This window comes from Mangrovitalea sediminis (assembly GCF_002514725.1).
Classification (GTDB): Bacteria; Pseudomonadota; Gammaproteobacteria; order Pseudomonadales; family Oleiphilaceae; genus Mangrovitalea; species Mangrovitalea sediminis.
In genome coordinates, this window is the sequence record NZ_NTLB01000001.1 from 409607 (window position 1) to 429738 (window position 20132).

At 56.7% G+C, this 20132-nt stretch carries 15 protein-coding genes and 1 pseudogene; 6 read left to right on the forward strand and 10 right to left on the reverse strand.

All coding sequences use genetic code 11. From position 1 onward, the window contains the following. Positions 1-25: 25 nt before the first annotated feature. Positions 26-1453, forward strand: coding sequence for a bifunctional D-glycero-beta-D-manno-heptose-7-phosphate kinase/D-glycero-beta-D-manno-heptose 1-phosphate adenylyltransferase HldE (gene hldE, locus CLR77_RS01980; RefSeq protein WP_097458906.1), 1428 nt, complete (start codon positions 26-28; stop codon positions 1451-1453). A gap of 404 nt (positions 1454-1857) precedes the next feature. Here hldE and CLR77_RS01985 read toward each other — a convergent pair whose 3' ends face one another. The 9 genes and pseudogenes from CLR77_RS01985 to CLR77_RS02025 form a co-directional block, all read right to left on the reverse strand. Next, positions 1858-2781, reverse strand: coding sequence for a branched-chain amino acid transaminase (locus CLR77_RS01985; RefSeq protein ID WP_097458907.1), 924 nt, complete (start codon positions 2779-2781; stop codon positions 1858-1860). 98 nt (positions 2782-2879) lie between these two features. Further along, positions 2880-5789 (reverse strand): bifunctional [glutamate--ammonia ligase]-adenylyl-L-tyrosine phosphorylase/[glutamate--ammonia-ligase] adenylyltransferase, encoded by a 2910-nt coding sequence (glnE, locus tag CLR77_RS01990; RefSeq protein WP_097458908.1) that lies wholly within the window; start codon positions 5787-5789, stop codon positions 2880-2882. A gap of 16 nt (positions 5790-5805) precedes the next feature. Next, on the reverse strand, positions 5806-6684 hold the full coding sequence (locus CLR77_RS01995; RefSeq protein ID WP_097458909.1) for a CYTH domain-containing protein: 879 nt from the start codon (positions 6682-6684) through the stop codon (positions 5806-5808). A 124-nt stretch (positions 6685-6808) separates the two neighbouring features. After that, positions 6809-7975, reverse strand: a complete 1167-nt coding sequence (locus CLR77_RS02000; RefSeq protein WP_097458910.1) for a carbohydrate porin — start codon at positions 7973-7975, stop codon at positions 6809-6811. A 326-nt stretch (positions 7976-8301) separates the two neighbouring features. Continuing rightward, positions 8302-9360 (reverse strand): annotated as a pseudogene (locus tag CLR77_RS02005) (DcaP family trimeric outer membrane transporter); the annotation flags it as partial. 570 nt (positions 9361-9930) lie between these two features. Continuing rightward, positions 9931-10938 carry a porin gene (locus tag CLR77_RS02010; RefSeq protein ID WP_097458912.1) on the reverse strand — a complete coding sequence of 336 codons (1008 nt, stop codon included), beginning with the start codon at positions 10936-10938 and terminating at the stop codon, positions 9931-9933. Between the two features lie 292 nt (positions 10939-11230). Next, the gene (gene dtd, locus CLR77_RS02015; RefSeq protein ID WP_097458913.1) at positions 11231-11698 is read right to left on the reverse strand and encodes a D-aminoacyl-tRNA deacylase; all 468 of its coding nucleotides are present in this window, start codon (positions 11696-11698) and stop codon (positions 11231-11233) included. Between the two features lie 14 nt (positions 11699-11712). Continuing rightward, complete coding sequence (gene pip, locus CLR77_RS02020; RefSeq protein ID WP_097458914.1) at positions 11713-12681, reverse strand: prolyl aminopeptidase; 969 nt, start codon at positions 12679-12681, stop codon at positions 11713-11715. 118 nt (positions 12682-12799) lie between these two features. Beyond that, positions 12800-13582: an SDR family NAD(P)-dependent oxidoreductase gene (locus tag CLR77_RS02025; RefSeq protein ID WP_097458915.1), complete on the reverse strand. Its 783-nt coding sequence runs from the start codon at positions 13580-13582 to the stop codon at positions 12800-12802. A 205-nt stretch (positions 13583-13787) separates the two neighbouring features. Between CLR77_RS02025 and CLR77_RS02030 the strand changes: the two genes are divergently transcribed. The 4 genes from CLR77_RS02030 (at position 13788) to CLR77_RS02045 (ending at position 16356) form a co-directional block, all read left to right on the forward strand. Beyond that, on the forward strand, positions 13788-14105 hold the full coding sequence (locus CLR77_RS02030; RefSeq protein ID WP_097459648.1) for an ArsR/SmtB family transcription factor: 318 nt from the start codon (positions 13788-13790) through the stop codon (positions 14103-14105). 187 nt (positions 14106-14292) lie between these two features. Beyond that, on the forward strand, positions 14293-14844 hold the full coding sequence (locus CLR77_RS02035; protein WP_143269347.1) for a hypothetical protein: 552 nt from the start codon (positions 14293-14295) through the stop codon (positions 14842-14844). A gap of 99 nt (positions 14845-14943) precedes the next feature. Then, positions 14944-15858, forward strand: a complete 915-nt coding sequence (locus CLR77_RS02040) for an SPFH domain-containing protein (RefSeq protein WP_097458917.1) — start codon at positions 14944-14946, stop codon at positions 15856-15858. Between the two features lie 9 nt (positions 15859-15867). Next, positions 15868-16356: an NfeD family protein gene (locus CLR77_RS02045; protein ID WP_097458918.1), complete on the forward strand. Its 489-nt coding sequence runs from the start codon at positions 15868-15870 to the stop codon at positions 16354-16356. A gap of 53 nt (positions 16357-16409) precedes the next feature. On the opposite strand, the gene CLR77_RS02050 is transcribed toward CLR77_RS02045, so the two are convergent. Further along, the gene (locus tag CLR77_RS02050) at positions 16410-17273 is read right to left on the reverse strand and encodes a thioredoxin family protein (RefSeq protein ID WP_097458919.1); all 864 of its coding nucleotides are present in this window, start codon (positions 17271-17273) and stop codon (positions 16410-16412) included. 255 nt (positions 17274-17528) lie between these two features. Between CLR77_RS02050 and lon the strand changes: the two genes are divergently transcribed. Beyond that, positions 17529-19946: an endopeptidase La gene (gene lon, locus CLR77_RS02055; protein ID WP_097458920.1), complete on the forward strand. Its 2418-nt coding sequence runs from the start codon at positions 17529-17531 to the stop codon at positions 19944-19946. The last annotated feature ends 186 nt before the right edge of the window (positions 19947-20132 follow it).

Here is a 20132-nt window from a genome sequence, read left to right on the forward strand (position 1 = left end):
CGGGCATCAGGACAGACGACACGACATGAATATCGATTTCAGTTTCTTCCGCAACGCCCACGTACTGATCGCCGGTGACTTGATGCTGGACCGCTACTGGCACGGCAGCACCTCACGAATTTCGCCAGAAGCCCCGATTCCGGTGGTCGCCGTTAACCAGCAGGAAGCCCGCCCTGGCGGTGCCGCCAACGTCGCACTGAATATCGCAGCACTCGGCGCCAAAGCGCTGCTCACGGGCATCGTCGGCGACGACCCCGCCGGCGCGGAATTGACGGGGATCCTCAACGACGCGGGCGTCGAGCCCCTGCTGACCCAGAACGCCGGGTTCAGCACTATCACCAAGTTGCGGATCATCAGCCAACACCAACAGCTTATACGCGCTGATTTCGAAGCCACCTGTGGCGACGAGCTCATCGACGATATGACATCTCGTGTGCGCAGCGCACTGGCCAGCGCCGATGTCCTGCTGCTTTCCGACTACGCCAAAGGGGCTTTGCGCCAGTGCCCCACGCTCATCGACGAGGCACGAAAAGCCGGTAAACCCGTGCTGATCGACCCCAAAGGTAACGACTTCAGTCGTTACCGGGGCGCCACCCTGTTGACACCCAATCTGTCGGAATTCGAGGGTGTCGCCGGCAAATGCGCAGACGAAGCAGAAATGGTGGAGCGGGCCAAGGCCATGATCGCCGAGCTGGCACTCGATGCTCTGCTGATTACACGCAGCGAAAAGGGCATGTCACTGATCACCGCAGACGGCGAGCATCATCACTACCCCGCACATGCCCGCGAGGTATTCGACGTCACCGGCGCAGGCGATACCGTGATCTCGACATTGGCGGTCGGACTGGCGGCTGGTTGCGACCTGCAAACCTCGGTCATCCTGGCCAACCATGCAGCCAGCATCGTCGTTGGCAAACTGGGCACTGCCGTCGTCACCACGCCAGAACTCAAGAAGTCCATCGAGCATGACGATGAACTGGAGGGGGGCATCCTGTCCAAGGAACAACTCGTCGCCGCTGTTCGCGACGCGCGCCATTATGGTCAGCGCGTAGTCTTCACCAACGGTTGCTTCGACATCCTCCACGCCGGTCACGTTGCTTACCTTCAGGAAGCACGACGCAGAGGCGACAAGTTGGTCGTTGCGGTTAACGATGACGATTCAGTCACCCGCCTCAAAGGGCCGGGGCGCCCCGTCAACAAGGTCGATAACCGCATGGCGGTATTGGCCGGACTGAAGGCTGTGGACTGGGTAACCTCGTTTTCCGAAGACACACCGATCCCCCTGCTGGAAGCCGTCAAACCGGACGTACTGGTAAAAGGTGGCGACTATACGATCGACCAGGTCGTCGGCGCCGAAGTTGTCAGGGCCTACGGTGGCGAAGTGGAAGTGCTGAATGTCGAGGCCGGGCTTTCGACAACAGCAACCATCAAGTACATTCGAGAGCATAGCTAGGGACAGGAAGGAGGGCGGACGGTGTCCGAGACGGTCTCCCCTTCTCCCCAACGTGTTTGCACCCATAAAAAAGGTTCATCGCACTTTACCGGGAAAAGCGGCTTTGATTTCAAAGAGAAGTCGCTGCCCCGATACCCCCTTGTCATACCTGGAGGTTAGCGCTTGTTCCATCGGTAGGGCGCAATAACCGAAGGGCATTGCGCCGCATGGCAGCAGGCAAACTCCGAGTTTAGCTTCCGGGTGTAGTATCGCCGTTGGTCAGTCATGGGGTGTTGTTACACCGAGTGGCGTCTCATTCGGCGCTACGGCTCTTCACGCTAATCCGCGATGAACCACAAAAAAGCCCCCACTGACTTCAGCGGGGGCTTTTTCGTTTGTCGCCCATCAGTACGACACGCGGCGATTTACTTCACCGGAGTCAGCCATTCCATGTTTTCTGCGCGACGGCCTTTGACCGCGTCAAAATACAGGGTCTGCATTCTCTCCGTGATCGGTCCACGGCTACCGCTGCCGATCTGACGGCCATCCAATTCATAAATCGGCAGGACTTCCGCCGCGGTGCCGGTGAAGAAAGCTTCATCCGCCACGTAAACCTCATCACGCGTAATCCGCTTTTCACGCACAGGAATACCCAGCTCCTCGGCGAAGGAGAAGATGGTCCGACGGGTGATGCCGTCCAGGCAGGAGGTCAGCTCAGGCGTGTACAGAACGCCGTCGCGGTAGATAAAGATATTCTCACCGGAGCCTTCAGCAACGTACCCTTCGTTATCCAGGAGCAGGGCCTCTTCACAACCGGAGCTGAGCGCTTCATTCAATGCCAGCATCGAGTTAATGTAGTTGCCGTTCGCCTTCGCCTTACACATGGTGATATTCACGTGGTGGCGAGTGTAGGAGGAGGTACGGACCTTGATACCCTTCTCGCGCGCCTCGGGAGACATGTAGGACGGCCAGGACCAGGCTGCCACCATGACATGCACCTTGAGGTTATCGGCACGCAAGCCCATACCTTCCGATCCGTAGAAAACCATCGGACGCAGGTAAGCTTCTTCCAGGTTATTCTCACTGACAGCCTTACGCTGAGCCTCGTTGATCACTTCTTTGCTAAAAGGCATTTTCATGTTGAGAATATGCGCGGAACGGAACAGACGATCGGTATGCTCCTGCAAACGGAAAATCGCAGTACCACGCTCCGTTTTATACGCCCGGACACCTTCAAAACAACCCATCCCGTAATGCAAGGTATGGGTCAGAACATGGACCTTGGCATCGCGCCAGGGAACCATTTCACCATCCAGCCAGATCAGACCATCACGATCCGCCATTGACATAACCGCCGCTCCTATCACCGCGATAAAAAAACCATTCTAGCAAGAAATGCGCACCCGACGAAGTCCGCAGAATCGCTGAGAGCTATTAATAATCACCGCTAATCATCTTGCTTCCCTGCCCCCATCACCAATGCCCACTGCGCCATCACAAAGGCACGTTCTTCGACGAAAGCTTCCGCCTCAACACGGCTATTCTGCTTTTGCAGGGCACGACGGTGAATCGTCGAACGCATGGCAATATAGATTTCGCGTAAACGCTCCGTCACCGCCGCCGCCAACAGACCGCATTCACCCAGTGCTTCCAGTTGACGGATGTTGTCGGACCAGCGCGCCAGGCTGGGATAGGCCTGGGTCCAGGACAGGATAAGGAACTGCACCATAAACTCGATATCGATGATTCCGCCTGGATCCTGTTTGAGATGAAACGCCTCCGGCTCTCCCGAAACGGGGACCGGCGTTGCCAGCGCGTCACGCATTTTCTCCCGCATGGAAACCACTTCCTGACGCAATTGCTCGATATCGCGATGCTTACCCAAAACCTCGCGACGCAGCGCCTCAAAGCGGTGCCCGACAGCAGGGCTGCCAGCCAACCAACGCGCACGAACCAAGGCCTGATGCTCCCAAGTCCAGGCGCTTTCGTGCTGATAGCGATCGAAGGCCGACAACGAGGACACCAGGAGGCCGGAGTTACCTGACGGCCGCAGTCGCATGTCGACTTCATACAGAAGGCCGGAAGGCGTCTGGGTATTGAGGATATGGACGATACGTTGCCCGAGGCGGGTAAAGAAAACACCGTTTTCGACCGGCTTCGCGCCATCGGTAGACAAGGTGGGATCTGCATCGTGAATGAATACGAGATCGAGATCGGACGTGTATCCCAGCTCGATGCCACCGAGCTTTCCATAGCCAATGACCGCGAACGCCGTTTCCGGATCGCTGTCGATTCCCCCTGGCCGGCCATGCTTTTCGACCAGGTTATGCCACGCCAGCATCACCACCTGCGCCAGCACGACCTCGGCAATCCATGTCAGATAATCGCTGACTTTCATCAGGGGCAAGGTACCGCGGATCTCCGAAGCGGCCACTCGCAGCACATGCGCTTTCTTGAAGTGCCGCAGGCACTCCATCTGCTCTTCCAGATCCTCAGCGGGAATCCGCAACAACTGCTGACGCAGCTCGTCCTCAAGTTCGATCTTTGTGGGCGGCGAATAAAGACTGTGGGTATTGAGCAGTTCGTCGAGCAGCAGCGGCGTCTCCGCCAGTTGCTCGGCAATCCAGGGGCTCGCACTGCACAGACGGACCAGTTGCTCCAGCGCGGGAGGGTTCTCGTTCAACAACACCAGATAGGCCGAACGCCGCAACACCGCCTCGACCAACACCAGCACCCGTTCCAATGTTCGCGAAGGATTCTCCGCGTCACTGAGCGCCTGCAGCAGAATCGGCATGAATTGGTGTAAGCGGCGACGCCCCTGGCTCTGCAATGTCTGTACGACGCGACTCGCACGCAGGGCTTGCAACCGCTGGTAGCTGTCCTCGGGCACTTCGAAGCCCTGCCCGGAAAGCCAGGATACTGCTGCAGCTTCCTCTATTTCCCCCTGCCAAAGCTCTTGCCAGGTCTCATCGCATTCCGCATTGTCAGTCTCTTCCTCGTCAGAAGAAATGATATCGGCGAAATGCTGACTGACCACGTCACGATGCGCATTCAGCGTATGCTGGAACGCCGGCCAATCGACGAACCCCATAGCGCAGGCGACGCGAGCCTGATCCTGGGGGTTATCCGGCAGCGTTTGCGTCTGGCGATCAGCGATACCCTGGAGAATGTGCTCAACGCGCCGCAAGAAGCAATAAGCTTCACGCAGGCTGTCGACAACAGCGGCCGGCAGCAACTGTCGCTGGCGCAGCACGAATAGCACCGTCAGCAGTTCGCGAACCTGCAGATCCGCCTCCCGGCCACCTCGAATCAGTTGGAATGCCTGGACGATAAACTCCGTTTCGCGGATGCCTCCAGCACCTAGCTTGATATTGTTCTCCAGGCCCTTGCGCCGGACCTCTCGGCTAATCATCGCCTTCATGCCACGTAACGATTCGAAAGCGCTGAAATCGATATAACGGCGATAGACAAAGGGCTTCAATGCCGACATCAGTTGCTGTCCGGCCAGACGATCACCGGCGACGACACGCGCCTTGATCATCGCGTAGCGCTCCCACTCGCGCCCCTGGTCCTGATAGTACTCTTCCATGGCCGCAAAGCTCAGCGCGAGTGCCCCGCTCTGCCCGTAAGGCCGCAACCGCATATCGGTACGAAAGACAAAGCCATCCTCGGTTGTCTTGTCCAAAGCCTGGATCAACCTCTGCCCAAGCCGGACAAAGAATTGCTGGTTGTCCAGCGCCCGGCTTCCGCCCCGCGTCTCGCCGTTATGGGGAAAGACAAAAATCAGATCGATGTCGGAAGACACATTGAGTTCGTGGGCGCCAAACTTGCCCATACCCAACACCACCATGCGCTGCGGCTGGCCCTCCGGCGACCGGTCAAACGGCGTCCCCCACTGGCGACAGGCATCGTCATAGAGCCACTCAAGCGCCCTTTCGATGCAAACTTCCGCCAACTCGGTCATGTTGGCCATGGTTTCCTTGAGGTCCGCTTTCCCCAACATGTCCCGCCAGACAATGCGGAACATTTCGCGCTGGCGGAAGCGCCGCAGTTGCCGAAACAACCCGGGCTCATCCTCAATCGTTGCACCGAAATCCCGCCACCTGTCAGCGATCTGTCCCAGCTCACCGACGCGATCAAGGTCCCCGCTATCGATCAGGTCGACCATCATGTCCCGGTGACGCAATACGGATTCTTTGAGGAAGTCACTCAGCACCAGTGCCCTGACCCAATGCTCCTGCGATTCGGGCTGCCACGGAAATCGACCGTAGGCTTCCTCGACGGAACGCAAGGCCTCCTCGGCCTTGTCCTGCAACAAAGGCGGAAGACAGCCTACTTCAAACGCACCGCTCGACATGGTCATAGCCTCCTGCTCAACCTGCCGACGCCAACGCTAGCGCCAGCTGCCCCACCGAGGGATCGTCCAACAAAGTCTTGGAATCCGGTTTCGATGTCGCGAGCATTCGAAAATGCGACGCACAAACCGCCACCCACAACGCATCACAACCACATGCCACTGCATGGGAGCGCAATTGGTTAAGCCACCCCCAGGATGCCAGCAAAGCCTCCTTCTCCCCGGCCAGCCAGAAGGCACCAAGCGCATCCAGCCACCCTCCCAAAATCTCGTCGCCGGTGGGGGCAGGGACCTCTGGATGATGCAAGCCGGCCAGAAAATAACCCTGCTCCGCCTTGCTGACGGTATTGAGGAATACAGGTACGGTATCGGCCAAGCGTCGCGCCAGATCCAGCAAGGTATGCGGTTCACCGCCTTTGAGCTCGAACTCCACTTCCGCCAACGGCCGTTGACGCCCCTGTGCTTCGATCAGGCCATGATCAAGCGCGCACTCGACCTCCCCCGACACCGTTACAATGCGCCAGGCGTCCCGTTCAAAGTGATTGGCGAAAACCGGCTGCAAAGCGCCCTCCCCCAATGGCAGCCCCTCAACGCCAGCCTCCTGCAATACCGCGAGATCCAGCGTCGCCCCAGCGACAAACCACTCCCATTCATTACGCTCATGCACACCATTGCGTGCCTGCCCCTTGCTCTTCAAGGTTTGGATATAACGGTCCCCGGCCTTGCGGATACGCAGTGCAACGTGCTGCCGATTCAGGTCGCTCTGATCGGTGTCGAAGTAGATATTTTCCAGGCGGCGAACTCCCTGGGACTCCGCGCCTATATCAATCAACCAGCGGCGGACTTCGGGAAAGGAGGATGGGGACAGTGTCAGCTTGATTTCAGTTTCGCGCGCCATGACGTTCCTTGGTTTGGAAAAGCGACCATTTTGGAGACGTCAGTATGGCAAAGCGAAACCCGCTGCGCACCTGGATAAACCAAAGGCCCCGACGCACCGTTGGCAGCGCGCCAGGGCTTTTCCATTACCAGGTTACTTCAGCCCGCGCACCAACAACCCAGGCGTCATCCACGGAGGAAAGCGCCCCGGGAGACTGGATGTACTGAATATCCGGTTGCAGACTGAAATGATCCCCAAATACCGCTTGATAGGTCAGTTCATACGCTGTTTCAGCCTGCGTGCTGCCCGCCGTCACGTCTCGATAGGCATTGCTGAGATGCACCCTCGCAATGCCGAAACCTGCGGTATCGTCCGGCCGACCGGGCACCAGTCCCGAGAAGGTCATGCCGGCACCCATGTAATGATCGAAGGTGTTACGCGACGCGTCAGCGCCCCCCAGTTGAGTGAATAGGCTAAACGGGACCCCCAGATAACGGGACGAGAAATGCTTCTCTCCCAGGAAATAGAGCCCCTGATTGCTATTACGGAGGTTGCCCTTGGGGTCTTCGAAATCGCCATCACGATGCCAAGCGCCCACCCCCAGCTTGTACCCGTCGTCACCGGACACCTGAACCCCGGCTTCGAGATTGATAAAGGTTCCATCACCCTGGCGCCACTCTACGTGGGTCCCATAAGGATGCCCCGCCAATCCAGGCGTACCGTCATAGACGCCACCCATGACGTAGATTCCCGCATCGTTCTGCCAGCGCATAACGCCCCCCAACGTCGATTCAGGGAAGGTGCTCAGCCCCACCTGGCCAACCGAAGGGTCGAGCCCAAAAGAGCTATTGATAAACAGACCGGCGCTGTCCAGCGTATCGAATAATGCGTTGTAGTCCTGCACCCCCAGCCTGACGCTCAGCCCCTGGGCCTTAAAATCGTGCTGATACCAGGCCTCAAACACGCGTACTGTATTGGTCGCCTCATTGTTATCCAAACCCTGAAGGTCGCCTACGCGAGCAGAAATGGAGGTACCCCCCAAGCCCAGCACATCAAGATGGACAACGTCGTTCCCGGAACCCTGCAAGGCACGACTATCCACTGTCGTCGTGAGATGCAGCGCTGAAGGAGAGCCGCTGCCATGCTCCGCCCCCCCCGAGACGTTGTTGAAATAGTCCTGGGCAAAATCCAGGGACACATCAACGCCGGGCGACAGCGTCGCCGCATTCGCTGCAGTGAGGCCAGCCAACACGTTGAACACCAATAATGAGGACGTTGCAGAAAAGGAACGGCACAATCGTTTTCGTTGCATGAGCGTCTCCGGTCTCTTGTCGCAAGATAGATTCAGGCACCCCAACAAGGCACCACTCAAAAGCCACGCCAGATTGCCAGGAATCAATCTCCAATGCAAACGATTATCATTTGTCGAGTGAGAGTTGCAAGCGCATAACAAAAAACGGGCCCCGAAGGACCCGTTTTAATACTCAAGCCCGAGCCGACGTTGCCGGAACGGGCATCAGGACCGGCAGAGCCGCCCCTGACAACAGCCTCTTAGAAGCTGTATTTTGCAGAGAACTGCAGACGGTTGGCGTTACCAGTACGACCAACTTCGTCAGTTACCCAGTAATGGGCAAATTCAACACCATACATCAGGTGCTTAACCGGAGAGATGGTGTAAGTCAGGTAAGCGTTCTGCTCTTTCTTGTGAGTAGTGGCGCTTGCCATCGGATCGACGTCGCTCTTGGTATAACCGTAAGACAGAGTCAGGTCCGAGTTGGAAGTCAGAGCCTGAGAAGCGGACAGGTTAGCACCAGTTTGCTTCAGAGTCTGAATCTTGCCAGTGGAGTCAACATATGCACCCTTGAAAGTACCCGGATACATGTAGGAGCCCAGGCCTTTACCGTGGAGGATACCCGCACGCAGCGTGGTGCCGGAGTCCAACGCGATCGAGATGTTCGCCATCGCGCCCCAACCGTTAGCGGTGTCGTTGTTGCCGTTGGGCGTGTCAGTCTTGTACTGACGACCCAGAGCACCTACGGCGTAGTTGATCATGCCTGCTTTGCCTTCAAAGCGTGCGGTAAGATCAGGTACTTGGCCTTTGGCACCAGTGCCGTCCAAATCGCCAGACTGAGGCTGCTCCATCGCTACTGACAGTGTGCCAGCACTCGAAGCCATGGTGTAACGGATCTGGCCGTGACGGAAGCCACCAGCGTGACCGGAGGGGCCGTCCCAATCCAGAGTGTCAGCCCAGTCGTTCCAAGAGGTGAAGTTAGTCCAGGTTTGACCAACCAGGATACCTTGCCACTCAACATAGGCATGACGAATACGGAAAGCGTAGTTCGCACCGCCGCTTGCCCAGTCACCTTCCAGTTTCGCCTTCACGTCACCCATGTCGGTACCTTGGGTAAAGTTGAAGCCCAGACGGGTTTGCTGAGAAGTGAAGCTCAAGTGACCGTTGGTTTCGTTGGCGTTGGCCGCCGGAGTGGTCAGCACGCTTCCGATGTCAGCGGCAGGGCTAGTGCTGCCCAAGCTCTCGCCCAGGTCATAACGCACGTCCGCCTTAACATAACCGTAAATATCAACCTTGGTGTTATCGCCGCCGGTAATCGTGAACGCCGATGCCGCCGTCGTGTAGCCCGCAACCAAGCCAGTCGCCGCAATGGCCAAACACAGCTTGTTGAGTTTGTTGTGTTTCATTTTTTTCTCACTCCATCTTTGTTTTTTGGGGGGCGCTTAAAACTCAAGAATCCTGACAACTTGTTCTGCAAAGTTAAACAATTTTCACTTCTGTGAAACATTAAAAGACTTCACCAAATTGTCAAGTTTTTGGGTTCTTGTTCTTTAGTCTTAGTGAATAACCCACCGACCGGATTACAGAGATCTGGGTCCTGTTCTTCAAGTCGGGGATGTCGATCGAAACAACAGACATGAGTGCCGAAGCAACCATTTAGCGTTTCCAATTTTTAATCAATGCGCGACAGCATAGCAACCAAAAGCGAAGCACGTCACGCCCTCTGACACCGAATACGCAAGATTTTAACTGAGACAATAGTGGTAGAAGAAAGGAAACGACAACCTCCAAACCGCAAGAGAAAATATTTTTTCTTTATTTTTCAAATAAATAAGATTCAATGAAAAATTGAAAAAGAAAATCTCTTGCCACCTAAATCATTGACTCAGATCGTCAAAAGGCCCCGGCTAATGCCGGGGCCTGTCAGGAAAAGCAGCCCAATCGTCACGACAGGGCTGCCCGCGCCCCAACCTCGATCAGAACTTGTGTTCCATACCCAGGGCAATGTAGGTGGTCTTGTCCCCATTGTCCTTCTTGAGCTGGGTGACCCATCCTTCAACCTTGGTATTTTTTGCCAGCTTGTAGTCTGCACCGATAGAAGCATCTTTCTTATACTTCGCCAGACCCAGCTTATAGATGTCAGAGTCGCCGTACTCTGCTTTCAACGTCGCAGCACCGATGCTGTAACCGGCGCTGACAAGGTAGCCGTTCTCGCTATCGCTGGCGCTTGCACCGTTGGTCGGAGCACAGGAGGACAGAGTGGAGTCGTTACACTTGGTACGCTGCCACATGGCACCCAGTTGCAGGTCGCTAACCGGCGTTACGACACCGGTTACGCGCAGCGTGTTGGCATTGGCAATGTTCTGGTCATAGGCAACGGCCCCGTAGAACATGCCGGCATCCATCATCACAGCCGCAGAAATACCGTTCTTCTGGGTATTCTTGTTGTTCGAGTTAGCCGCATTGTCCTTGCTCATCACATAGGCAACAGACGCTTTCAGACCGCTCAGCGACGGTGTGGTGTACATCACCAGCTGATTCAGGCGATTTTCACCATTCATGATCGAAGCAAAATCACCGTCGACATCGTTGAACTGGTCAACCTTGCCTTGCGAAGACTTCATCGGGGTATCGTGACGACCACCGATCAAGGTACCGAAATCGCCTTTCAGGCCCAGGAACGTGTTACGGGCGCTCCAGTTGTTACCGTTGTTGATCTGGCCATCGATGCCGTATTCGGCTTGATAGATCACGCTCAGGTTGTTGTAACCTTCAAGCTTGGTCGCGCCCTTGAAGCCAATGCGGGAAGCGTGGCTTTTCAGTTCATTCGTGTTGGTGGTGGTGCCGCTGGTTTCGGTACGTACGTAATCAGCCGACAGACGCAGCTTACCGTATACCTTACCGTCGATCGGACCTTCAGCATGCGCAGACATTGCAGTGAGGGAGGCGACCACCGCAACTAAAGGAATCAGCCTGAACTTCATGGAATCACTCCTTGCCTTTCAAAAATATGGGAGAAGTTTGCACAGGCGAGATGGTGGCGGCGGACGATGACAGTTTGATAAAAACGGAGTGACATTCAGATGACAGAAGCTCAGAAGACCCGCTTCATAACGACTTGAAAAATCGTGTATTTTTTGAGCGAAAGCAACAAAAAGCTCCCTCGCGACAGCACCTTAAGCAAACGAAAAACGAAGCCGTCAATAAGACTTCAGCCGGAGATGGGCCCCATGATCGATGACCATGAAAGAGGCAAAATGAGGGGAGAAACGGCGTTCAGACGTTCAGCAGAAAGGTCACAGGCCCGTCATTGATCAGACTGACCTGCATGTCCGCACCGAAGCGACCGCTAGCCAGAGTCATAGCATTCGACCGCCCGACATTGAGCTCGGAAAGGCGCTCTCGGGCCTTATCCAGAAAGCGCTCGTAGAGTTGCAACCCCAGTGCGGGGTCGGCACCTCCCGAAAAACTGGGCCGTAATCCCTTGTGGGTGTCTGCGGCCAACGTGAACTGTGAAACGACGAGAAGGTCATAGCCGCAATCGACAAGACTACGATTCATGCGCCCCTGCTCGTCAGGAAAAATACGATAGCGGATAACTCGATCGAGTAGGCGCTGTGCCGAGTCATCCGTATCGGCCGCCTCAATCGCCAGGAACAGCAGGATTCCCGCATCAATCGCACCGACCGTGCAACCATCGATCGAAACCGATGCCCGGCTCACTCGTTGTATCAATCCCTTCATACCAGGCTACAGCATCAGTGGGGGAAAAACTGGGGACGCAAACGCTCCCCCATGCGCGCGCAGGCCTGCATGAGTGCATCGATGATGGCAGGCTCCGAAGCCGAATGTCCGGCATCGCGCACAATATAAAGTTCTGCATTGGGCCAGGCCTTACTCAGTGCCGTCGCGTTATCCAGCGGGCATACCATGTCGTAACGGCCGTGCACAATGACACCGGGAATATCCGCAATCCGACCGGCATTACGCAGAATCTGATTCGGCTCCAGGAAGGAGTCATTCATGAAGTAATGGCACTCCACCCGAGCCAACGAAATCGCCACATGCGGATGGCCGAAATGCTCAACGACACGGGGATTCGGATGCAAGGTAGCGCACCGCCCCTCCCAGACCGACCAAGCCTTGGCGGCCTGCATTTGCTCCAGCTCATTTTCACTGGTCAGGCGCTTATAATAAGCCGATACGAGACTACCACGCTCTTCGACAGGAATCGGCGCGACAAAGTCTTCCCAATAATCAGGGAATATGCGGCTGGCGCCGTTCTGATAAAACCAGTGAATATCTTCCGGGCGACAAAGAAAAATGCCGCGGAGCACGAGCGCCAGCACATTTTCCGGGTAGGTTTCGGCATACACCAGGCTGAGCGTGGAACCCCAACTCCCACCGAACAACATCCATTGCTCGACTCCCAGGAAGTGACGGATCTTTTCCAAATCCTCCACCAGATCGAGCGTTGTGTTGTCCTGCAACTCCGCCAACGGCGTAGAGCGGCCACTGCCGCGTTGATCGAACAACACTATCCGAAACAGCTCGGCATCGAAGTATCGCCGGTAGTAGTCCTCACACCCCGCGCCCGGCCCGCCATGCACGACGACGACAGGAATCCCCTGCGGATTGCCGCACTCTTCGACATATAGCTCGTGTAACGAGTCGACCTTGAGGCGGTGCTCTGCATAGGGTCTGATTTCGGGGTAAAGCGTCAACATCGGTGAGGATCCTTTCACGGATTTTTCCTGACTGTAGAGCATCGCTGGCAACGATGCTACAGCGGAAAGACCGAGACTTGATCCAGATGCCGATATCGCCACGGTCGGCCTACGACACCTAGCCGGCAATCAGGCGATAGGCGATACCGGCCACCCAGCGCCGAGGCATCAATCTCACGGAAAAGACGGTCAGGCGATTCATCCAGCCAGGGATCACAATACGCTGCCCCCGCCAAAGCCCCCTGACGGCTTCCTTCGCCACCGGCGCCGGCTGCATCGCCATGCCCAATAGCAGCTTTGAGTCATTCTTTGCCACCGTATGGAAATGCGTATCGACGGCCCCCGGGCATAACGCCGTCACCCGCACGCCTTGCGAGCGCAGTTCGGTATCCAAGGCCTCCGACAGTGAGAGAACGAATGCCTTGGTAGCGCAGTAGATCGCCATCAACGGCCCTGGCTGAAAGGCAGCGACAGATGCCACATTGAGGATACGACCACCACCGCGGCGCACCATATCCCGACCGAACAGATAGCAGAGCGACGTCAGGGCCCCCATATTCAGTTGCATCATGCGCTGCTGATCAGCCAGGGGCAGCTCCATAAAAGCGCCTTTCAGTCCAAAGCCCGCATTGTTGACCAGGACATCCACTTCCAGCCCCAACGCCTGTACCTTCTGGTACAAGGTGTCCGCCGCATCCGGCTGCGCCAGATCCAGGGCTATCACTGTCGCCTCGACATTCCGCTCCGTACGTAGCCGGGTTGCCAGCTGCTGCAGGGCCTCTTCACTTCGCGCCACCAATATCAGGTGATTGGCCCGCCGGGCCAGATCCAGCGCCATATCACGCCCAATGCCCATCGAGGCACCGGTTATTAAAACGGTTTGTTGCTTTTGTTCCGCCATCTCTGATTGCCTCCGTCATCCCCGGCCTTGAGCTTCTACCGAGAACCATCACCAATAACAGTTCGAAGAATATAAAACTATTCTATACTTCGAAATATGTCAAACTATAATAAATGGACAGGCAAACACTGAGAGATTCCGGGGAAGAGGTTTGAAAACCGAGGAAGAGAACGGCTATTCTTGCCGCTGCCAGCAAGGGGGCTTTATGCGCGACACGAAACCAAGTCATCAAGACATCGCCAAGGCATTTAAGGCCCTGTCGAACCCCAACCGACTGCGTATCTATCAGGAAATACTGCAGCGCCAACGACACGATGTCGGGCCAGACGATGGCAGCGGCTGCCTACTCTACGATTTCATCAACTCACTGAAGATCGGCGCCCCGACCATCTCCCATCACGTCAAGGAGCTGGTCAATGCCAACCTGATCCGGGTGGAACGTAACGGCAAGTTCCTCACCTGTTACCTGAATACAGACATGCGACGCAGATTGGCAGAATTCCTCGGCGAGGGCGACGACTGAAAAGGCCTCGCCCCAGCTTCCGACGGCGCATCCGAAGCGACACCACAATCTGTGACGGCGCTTCGATTTTCACACTTCACGGCTGTCACATTGGGCAAAAATCCACCACCCCCCTTCTTTTCGCGAGAGCCGCCCCGTAAACTGAAACAAAATGTTACAAACTGGCGATATGCCAGAAGGCCTCCTCATGAACCCTAGTGCCGTTGCCATACCGTCCCTGACTCTTGCCCTCCTCATACCAGCCTGTGCCTGGGCGGCAAAACCCCTGACAGATACGGCGATGGACCAGGTACATCTGCCGGGTGGAAACGTGCTGAACATTGCCGGCCCCAGCGCGGCCGGCAATGGCAAGGTAACGGCCACACCCTCCCGCGGCGAAAACAATACACTGGGAACCAGCCTGAATTCGGCGAACCAAAGCAACCGGGAGTCCGCCGATGGCGGGCAAAACATTAGACCATCGACCACTCCCATCCTCCCTAGCAACCTGCCCGGCGCCCAGGCTCCGGCTGTGGTGAACGTGGGCCATGACGGGCAGACGCAGATTGCCGCAGACCCGTCCAAATCCGCGGTATCCAGCCAGACCGGCGCGGATGGCGCCCTGAATGTCCAAACCAGCAACCAGATCGGTGAAGTCTCAGTACACAATGCCCGCGATATCGCTGATATGCCCCGCGGGGATTACTCCTTCCGCAATATTGAGATCACTAACAGCGTTCGCATCAAGACTCACCCCTGAGCAGCCCAGGATAGCGGGGCCTGCGTTGTCGCCCGCCAGCCAAACGGACTATAGTTCTCCTCGACAAAAACCGGACCTGCCTTCGAGGAGCAAAAGGGAATGTTCAGCACACCGTCCGTTGTTGTTATCGCCTTGGTGGTTCTGGCCGTGGTCTTTATCACGCGCGCACTGGTGATCGTACCCCAGGGATTTCGCTATACCGTTGAATACTTCGGCCGCTACACCAACACCCTCGACCCCGGATTGCACTTCGTCGTGCCCTTCGTGCAGCGAGTCGGCGCCCGGGTCGACATGCGCGAAACCGTACTCGACATCCCCTCCCAGGAGGTCATTTCCCGAGACAATGCGCTGATTCAGGTCGACGGCATCTGTTTTTTCCAGGTGATCGATGCTGCCGCCTCCGTTTATGAGGTCGCCGAACTGTCCCGCGCTGTCCGCAACCTGGTCACCACCAACCTGCGGACCGTTATGGGGTCGATGGATCTGGATGAAATCCTCTCCGAACGGGATTCCATCAACGCACGTCTGCTGCAGGTCGTGGATGAAGCCACTGCAGCCTGGGGCGTGAAAGTGACCCGGGTGGAAATCAAGGATATTACCCCACCCCAGGATCTGGTGATGGCCATGTCCCGGCAAATGACCGCCGAACGGGAAAAACGCGCCGCCATCCTGGAAGCGGAAGGCAAAAGACAGTCGGAAATTCTCAAGGCCGAAGGGGAAAAGCAGGGCGCGATACTGCAGGCGGAAGGCCGACGCGAGGCGGCGTACCGCGACGCCGAAGCCCGTGAGCGGATGGCCCAGGCGGAAAGCCGCGCCACACTGATGGTATCCAAGGCCATTGCCGAGGGCGATATTCAGGCGGTGAACTACTTCGTTGCCCAAAAGTATATCGAGGCGTTATCCACCATTGCCTCTGCCCAAAACCAGAAAGTCATCTTCATGCCGCTGGAAGCCGGCAGCGTGATTGGCGCTCTCGGTGGCATGAACGAACTGCTGAAAACCATCAAACACTGAGGGGCAACCATGGTCTTCGATGCATCCCTGCTGGCCCGCTGGGAAACCCTCGTCATTGCAGGCATCCTGCTACTGGTGGCGGAAGTTCTGCTACCCGGCTTCTATCTGCTGTGGTTCGGCCTCGCGGCACTGGTCACAGGCGGCTTGATGTTGGTACTGCCACCGCTGCCCTGGGAGTTCGTATTACTGACATTCGCCCTGTTGAGCCTGGTCAGTTGCTACATTGGCAATCGACTGTATCGGCAAAAGATCGTACCGCAAACACCCGCTGACGGTGACGTCAACCAACGCCTGCGCCGATATATTGGGCACGAATATACAGCCGCGAGCGACATCGACGGTTCGTCCGGCCGTGTTCGTATCGGAGACACCACCTGGCTGGCCCGCCTGGAAAAGGATGGCGATAGGATTGAGGCAGGAAAACGGGTCAGAGTGATCGGAGCCGCCGGCACGACCCTGATCGTCGCGCCGATGGGTGATAACAGGCTCGCCAGCTAGACGTAAACAAAAAAGGGTCCCTTGGGACCCTTTTTGTTTCGCCATCGTCGACATTAATACATCAGGGCATACAGCTTTCGCCGATACTGCTTAACCGCAGGATCTTCATTCCCGAGCAGATCGAACAATTCGATCAGCGTCGTCCGTGCCAGGCCATCCCGGTAGTGGCGATCGGCCTGCATCAAGCGGATCAGCAGCTCCATTGCACCCTCATTGTCATCCTTGAGGACACGATGCAGCGCCAGCAAATACAGCGCCTCCAAGTCCTTGCCATCTTGCTCCAGGCGCGCTTCGAGTTCTGCCTCCGGCGGCAGCTCGCCCGCCTGCTCCAGAAATTTCAGGCGGGCCGCCAATTGTTTCGCATGGGGCTGCAACTTTTCTTCAGGCGGCAAGCTGTCGAGAATTTCCCGAGCAGCGACAATATCCCCGGACTCCGCCTTCAACTGGGCAATATCGATCAGGACCGCCAGATTCTTGGGATCTTCCTGGTTGGCTTGCATCAGCAAAGCCAGCGCCTCATCCAGCTTACCTTCGGACCAGAGTCGTTTGCCCTGATCGTAAACGGACTCCGGCGGTTTCTCCACGTGCTTATCCAGAATGCCGCGCACCTGACCTTCCGGCACCGCACCCGTAAACTCGTCCACCAGGCGGCCGCCCTTGACGATTTTTACCGTCGGCAAACTGCGTACGCCCAAATGTGCCGCCAACTGCTGCTGTTCATCGGCATTGACCTTGGCCAGGAGGAAGGCTCCCTGGTATTCGGCGGCCAGCTTTTGCAACACAGGCATCAGCTGATGACAAGGCTGACACCAGTCCGCCCAGAAATCGACAACGACCGGTACGGTCATGGACGCCTCGATAACGTCCTGTTGGAAGTTTTCGAGAGTAGCCTCGAAAACGTAGGGAGAATCCGTCATAGACGATAGCCTTGCGCAATTCGAATGGATTTAACCAATGTATGGGCGAACTCCTGCCGCTTCAAGCATTGCTGCTCACCACACAGCCCGCCATCATACAGTTCATTCCCGCCGCTTGAATTCTCCAATAACGGCGTCACATTAGGAGCATCACTCTTAAATGGCTGTTCGTTTCGAGAACGCCTGTCACGGTGACCTGAGAAGGCGCCATTTCGGGCGTCTGGTCCGACAAAACAGGAAGAGATCGAAGACATCATGACGGATAACAGCGAAATCGAATTCATCGGCAAGGAAGACACTCACAACAGTCTGGCCCTGCCACATCAAATCATGCCCAAGCGGATCTATCTTCTACCGGTGTCCGGGCGCCCTTTTTTCCCGGCCCAGGTCCAGCCAGTCATCGTCAATGAAACCCCCTGGCAGGAAACCCTGAACCGCGTCGCCAATACAGATCATCACATTCTTGGCCTCTGCTTTGTCCAAAACCCCGATGCCGACAACGACCAGCCGCTCTCCAGCGACCTCGCCTCGGTTGGCTGTGCGGTGCGCGTCCATAATGTGCAGCAGGAGAAAGGCAAGATCCAGTTTATCGCCCAGGGCATGCAGCGCTTCCGGATTACCCAGTGGCTGCGCCGCAGCCCCCCCTACCTGGTGGAAGTAGAATATCCACAGGAACCGGAAGAGGATCAGGATGAGCTTAAGGCCTATACCCTGGCCATCATAAGCGCCATCAAGGAACTCTTGCGCACCAACCCGCTGTATGGCGAAGAAGTGAAGCAATACCTGTCCCGCTTCGGGCCGGCAGACAGCTCGCCATTGGCGGACTTCGGCGCAGCAATGACCAGCGCTCCCGGGACCGAGCTGCAGGACGTTCTCAACACCATCCCGCTGCTGCACCGGATGGAGAAAGTCCTGCTCCTGATGCGCAAGGAGCAGGAGGTGGCCAAGCTGCAGGCGCAGATCACCGAAGAGGTGAACATCAAGGTTCAAAAGCATCAGCGCGACTTCTTCCTGCGCGAGCAGCTCAAGGTCATCCAGCGGGAGCTTGGCATTGCCAAGGACGACAAAACCGCCGATGTCGATGCCTTCCGCGAACGGATGGACGAACTGCAGCCACCTGAGCATGTGCGCAAACGGTTTGACGAGGAAATCCAAAAACTGTCGATCCTGGAACAGGGCTCGCCGGAGTATGGCGTTACCCGTAATTATCTTGACTGGTTGACGCAGGTTCCCTGGGGCATTCAGTCGGATGACCATTTCGATCTACAGCAGGCGCGAAAGGTCCTGAATCGCGACCATGACGGACTGGAAGACGTCAAAGACCGAATCATCGAATTCCTTGCTGAAGGCGCCTTCAAGGGCGAAGTCAGCGGCTCGATCCTGTTGCTGGTCGGCCCTCCCGGCGTCGGCAAGACATCCATCGGACGCTCAGTCGCAGACGCCTTGGGGCGCAAGTTCTATCGCTTCAGTGTCGGCGGAATGCGGGACGAAGCCGAAATCAAGGGACACCGGCGCACTTATATCGGCGCCATGCCCGGCAAATTCGTTCAGGCACTGAAAGAGGCAGGCGTTTCCAATCCGGTGATCATGCTCGACGAGATCGACAAAATCGGCGCTTCCTATCAGGGCGATCCGGCGGCGGCCCTTCTTGAAACACTGGATCCGGAACAGAACCGCGACTTCCTCGATCACTATCTGGATGTCCGCCTGGATCTCTCCAAGGTCCTGTTCATCTGCACGGCAAATCAGCTCGATACCATCCCTCGTCCACTGCTCGACCGCATGGATACCATTCGGCTGTCCGGCTACATCACCGAGGAAAAGCTGGCTATCGCCAAGCACCACCTACTGCCGAGACTGTTACACCGGGCCAAGCTGCTGAAGAAACAAGTCAACCTCACCGATGCGGCGCTACGCCAGGTAATTGAAGGCTATGCCAGGGAGTCCGGTGTCCGCAATCTGGAGAAGATGCTGCACAAGATTATCCGTAAGGCGATCGTACGCCTGCTGGAAAACCCGGATCAGCAGATTCGCGTCGGCGTCAACGACCTGGCAGATTACCTGGGACAGCCCGTCTTCAAGAAGGAGCGTTCTCTCAAGGGGGTCGGGGTCGTCACGGGCCTGGCCTGGACAGCCATGGGCGGCGCCACACTATCCATTGAAGCCTCCCGCATCCATACCCATAACCGCGGTTTCAAACTGACCGGCCAGTTGGGTGATGTTATGCGTGAATCCGCCGAAATCGCCTATAGCTTTGTTTCTTCACACCTGAAGCAATACCGGGGCGATCCGGCCTTTTTCGATAATTCCTTCGTTCATCTTCACGTCCCTGAGGGCGCCACTCCGAAGGACGGTCCCAGCGCCGGCGTCACCATGGCAACGGCACTCCTGTCGCTGGCGCGGGGCGAAGTGTTACAGACACCGCTCGCCATGACCGGCGAGCTGACCCTCACTGGTCAGGTCCTGCCAGTCGGCGGCATACGCGAAAAGGTTATTGCTGCTCGCCGCCAGAAAATCGGCACCCTGATATTACCGGAGGCAAACCGGGGAGACTTCGAGGAGCTGCCCGACTACCTGAAGGAAGGCTTGGACGTCCATTTCGCCCAGCATTTTTCCGACGTATTCCGTGCCTGTTTCGAGGAAAAAGCCAAGCGGGGAACCAGCGTTCACTAGAACCAATGTCGATAGCTCACAAATCGTGTCTATTAGCTTAATACCGATCTACGCACAACTCCGTATTGGCGATTGGCACTGAAGTACTAAACTTTTAATCATCAAGCGCAGTGACATGACTGCTGCTGGCCATCATCTGAGAAGAGCCCTTTAGGCGCCATCCCCTGGCGCCGTTTTTTTATCTCC

Coding starts and splice junctions, on each gene's coding strand:
- hldE (WP_097458906.1), top strand. CDS start 26: ATGAATATCGATTTCAGTTTCTTCCGCAACGCCCACGTACTGATCGCC.
- CLR77_RS01985 (WP_097458907.1), bottom strand. CDS start 2,781: ATGTCAATGGCGGATCGTGATGGTCTGATCTGGCTGGATGGTGAAATG.
- glnE (WP_097458908.1), bottom strand. CDS start 5,789: ATGTCGAGCGGTGCGTTTGAAGTAGGCTGTCTTCCGCCTTTGTTGCAG.
- CLR77_RS01995 (WP_097458909.1), bottom strand. CDS start 6,684: ATGGCGCGCGAAACTGAAATCAAGCTGACACTGTCCCCATCCTCCTTT.
- CLR77_RS02000 (WP_097458910.1), bottom strand. CDS start 7,975: ATGCAACGAAAACGATTGTGCCGTTCCTTTTCTGCAACGTCCTCATTA.
- CLR77_RS02010 (WP_097458912.1), bottom strand. CDS start 10,938: ATGAAGTTCAGGCTGATTCCTTTAGTTGCGGTGGTCGCCTCCCTCACT.
- dtd (WP_097458913.1), bottom strand. CDS start 11,698: ATGAAGGGATTGATACAACGAGTGAGCCGGGCATCGGTTTCGATCGAT.
- pip (WP_097458914.1), bottom strand. CDS start 12,681: ATGTTGACGCTTTACCCCGAAATCAGACCCTATGCAGAGCACCGCCTC.
- CLR77_RS02025 (WP_097458915.1), bottom strand. CDS start 13,582: ATGGCGGAACAAAAGCAACAAACCGTTTTAATAACCGGTGCCTCGATG.
- CLR77_RS02030 (WP_097459648.1), top strand. CDS start 13,788: ATGCGCGACACGAAACCAAGTCATCAAGACATCGCCAAGGCATTTAAG.
- CLR77_RS02035 (WP_143269347.1), top strand. CDS start 14,293: ATGAACCCTAGTGCCGTTGCCATACCGTCCCTGACTCTTGCCCTCCTC.
- CLR77_RS02040 (WP_097458917.1), top strand. CDS start 14,944: ATGTTCAGCACACCGTCCGTTGTTGTTATCGCCTTGGTGGTTCTGGCC.
- CLR77_RS02045 (WP_097458918.1), top strand. CDS start 15,868: ATGGTCTTCGATGCATCCCTGCTGGCCCGCTGGGAAACCCTCGTCATT.
- CLR77_RS02050 (WP_097458919.1), bottom strand. CDS start 17,273: ATGACGGATTCTCCCTACGTTTTCGAGGCTACTCTCGAAAACTTCCAA.
- lon (WP_097458920.1), top strand. CDS start 17,529: ATGACGGATAACAGCGAAATCGAATTCATCGGCAAGGAAGACACTCAC.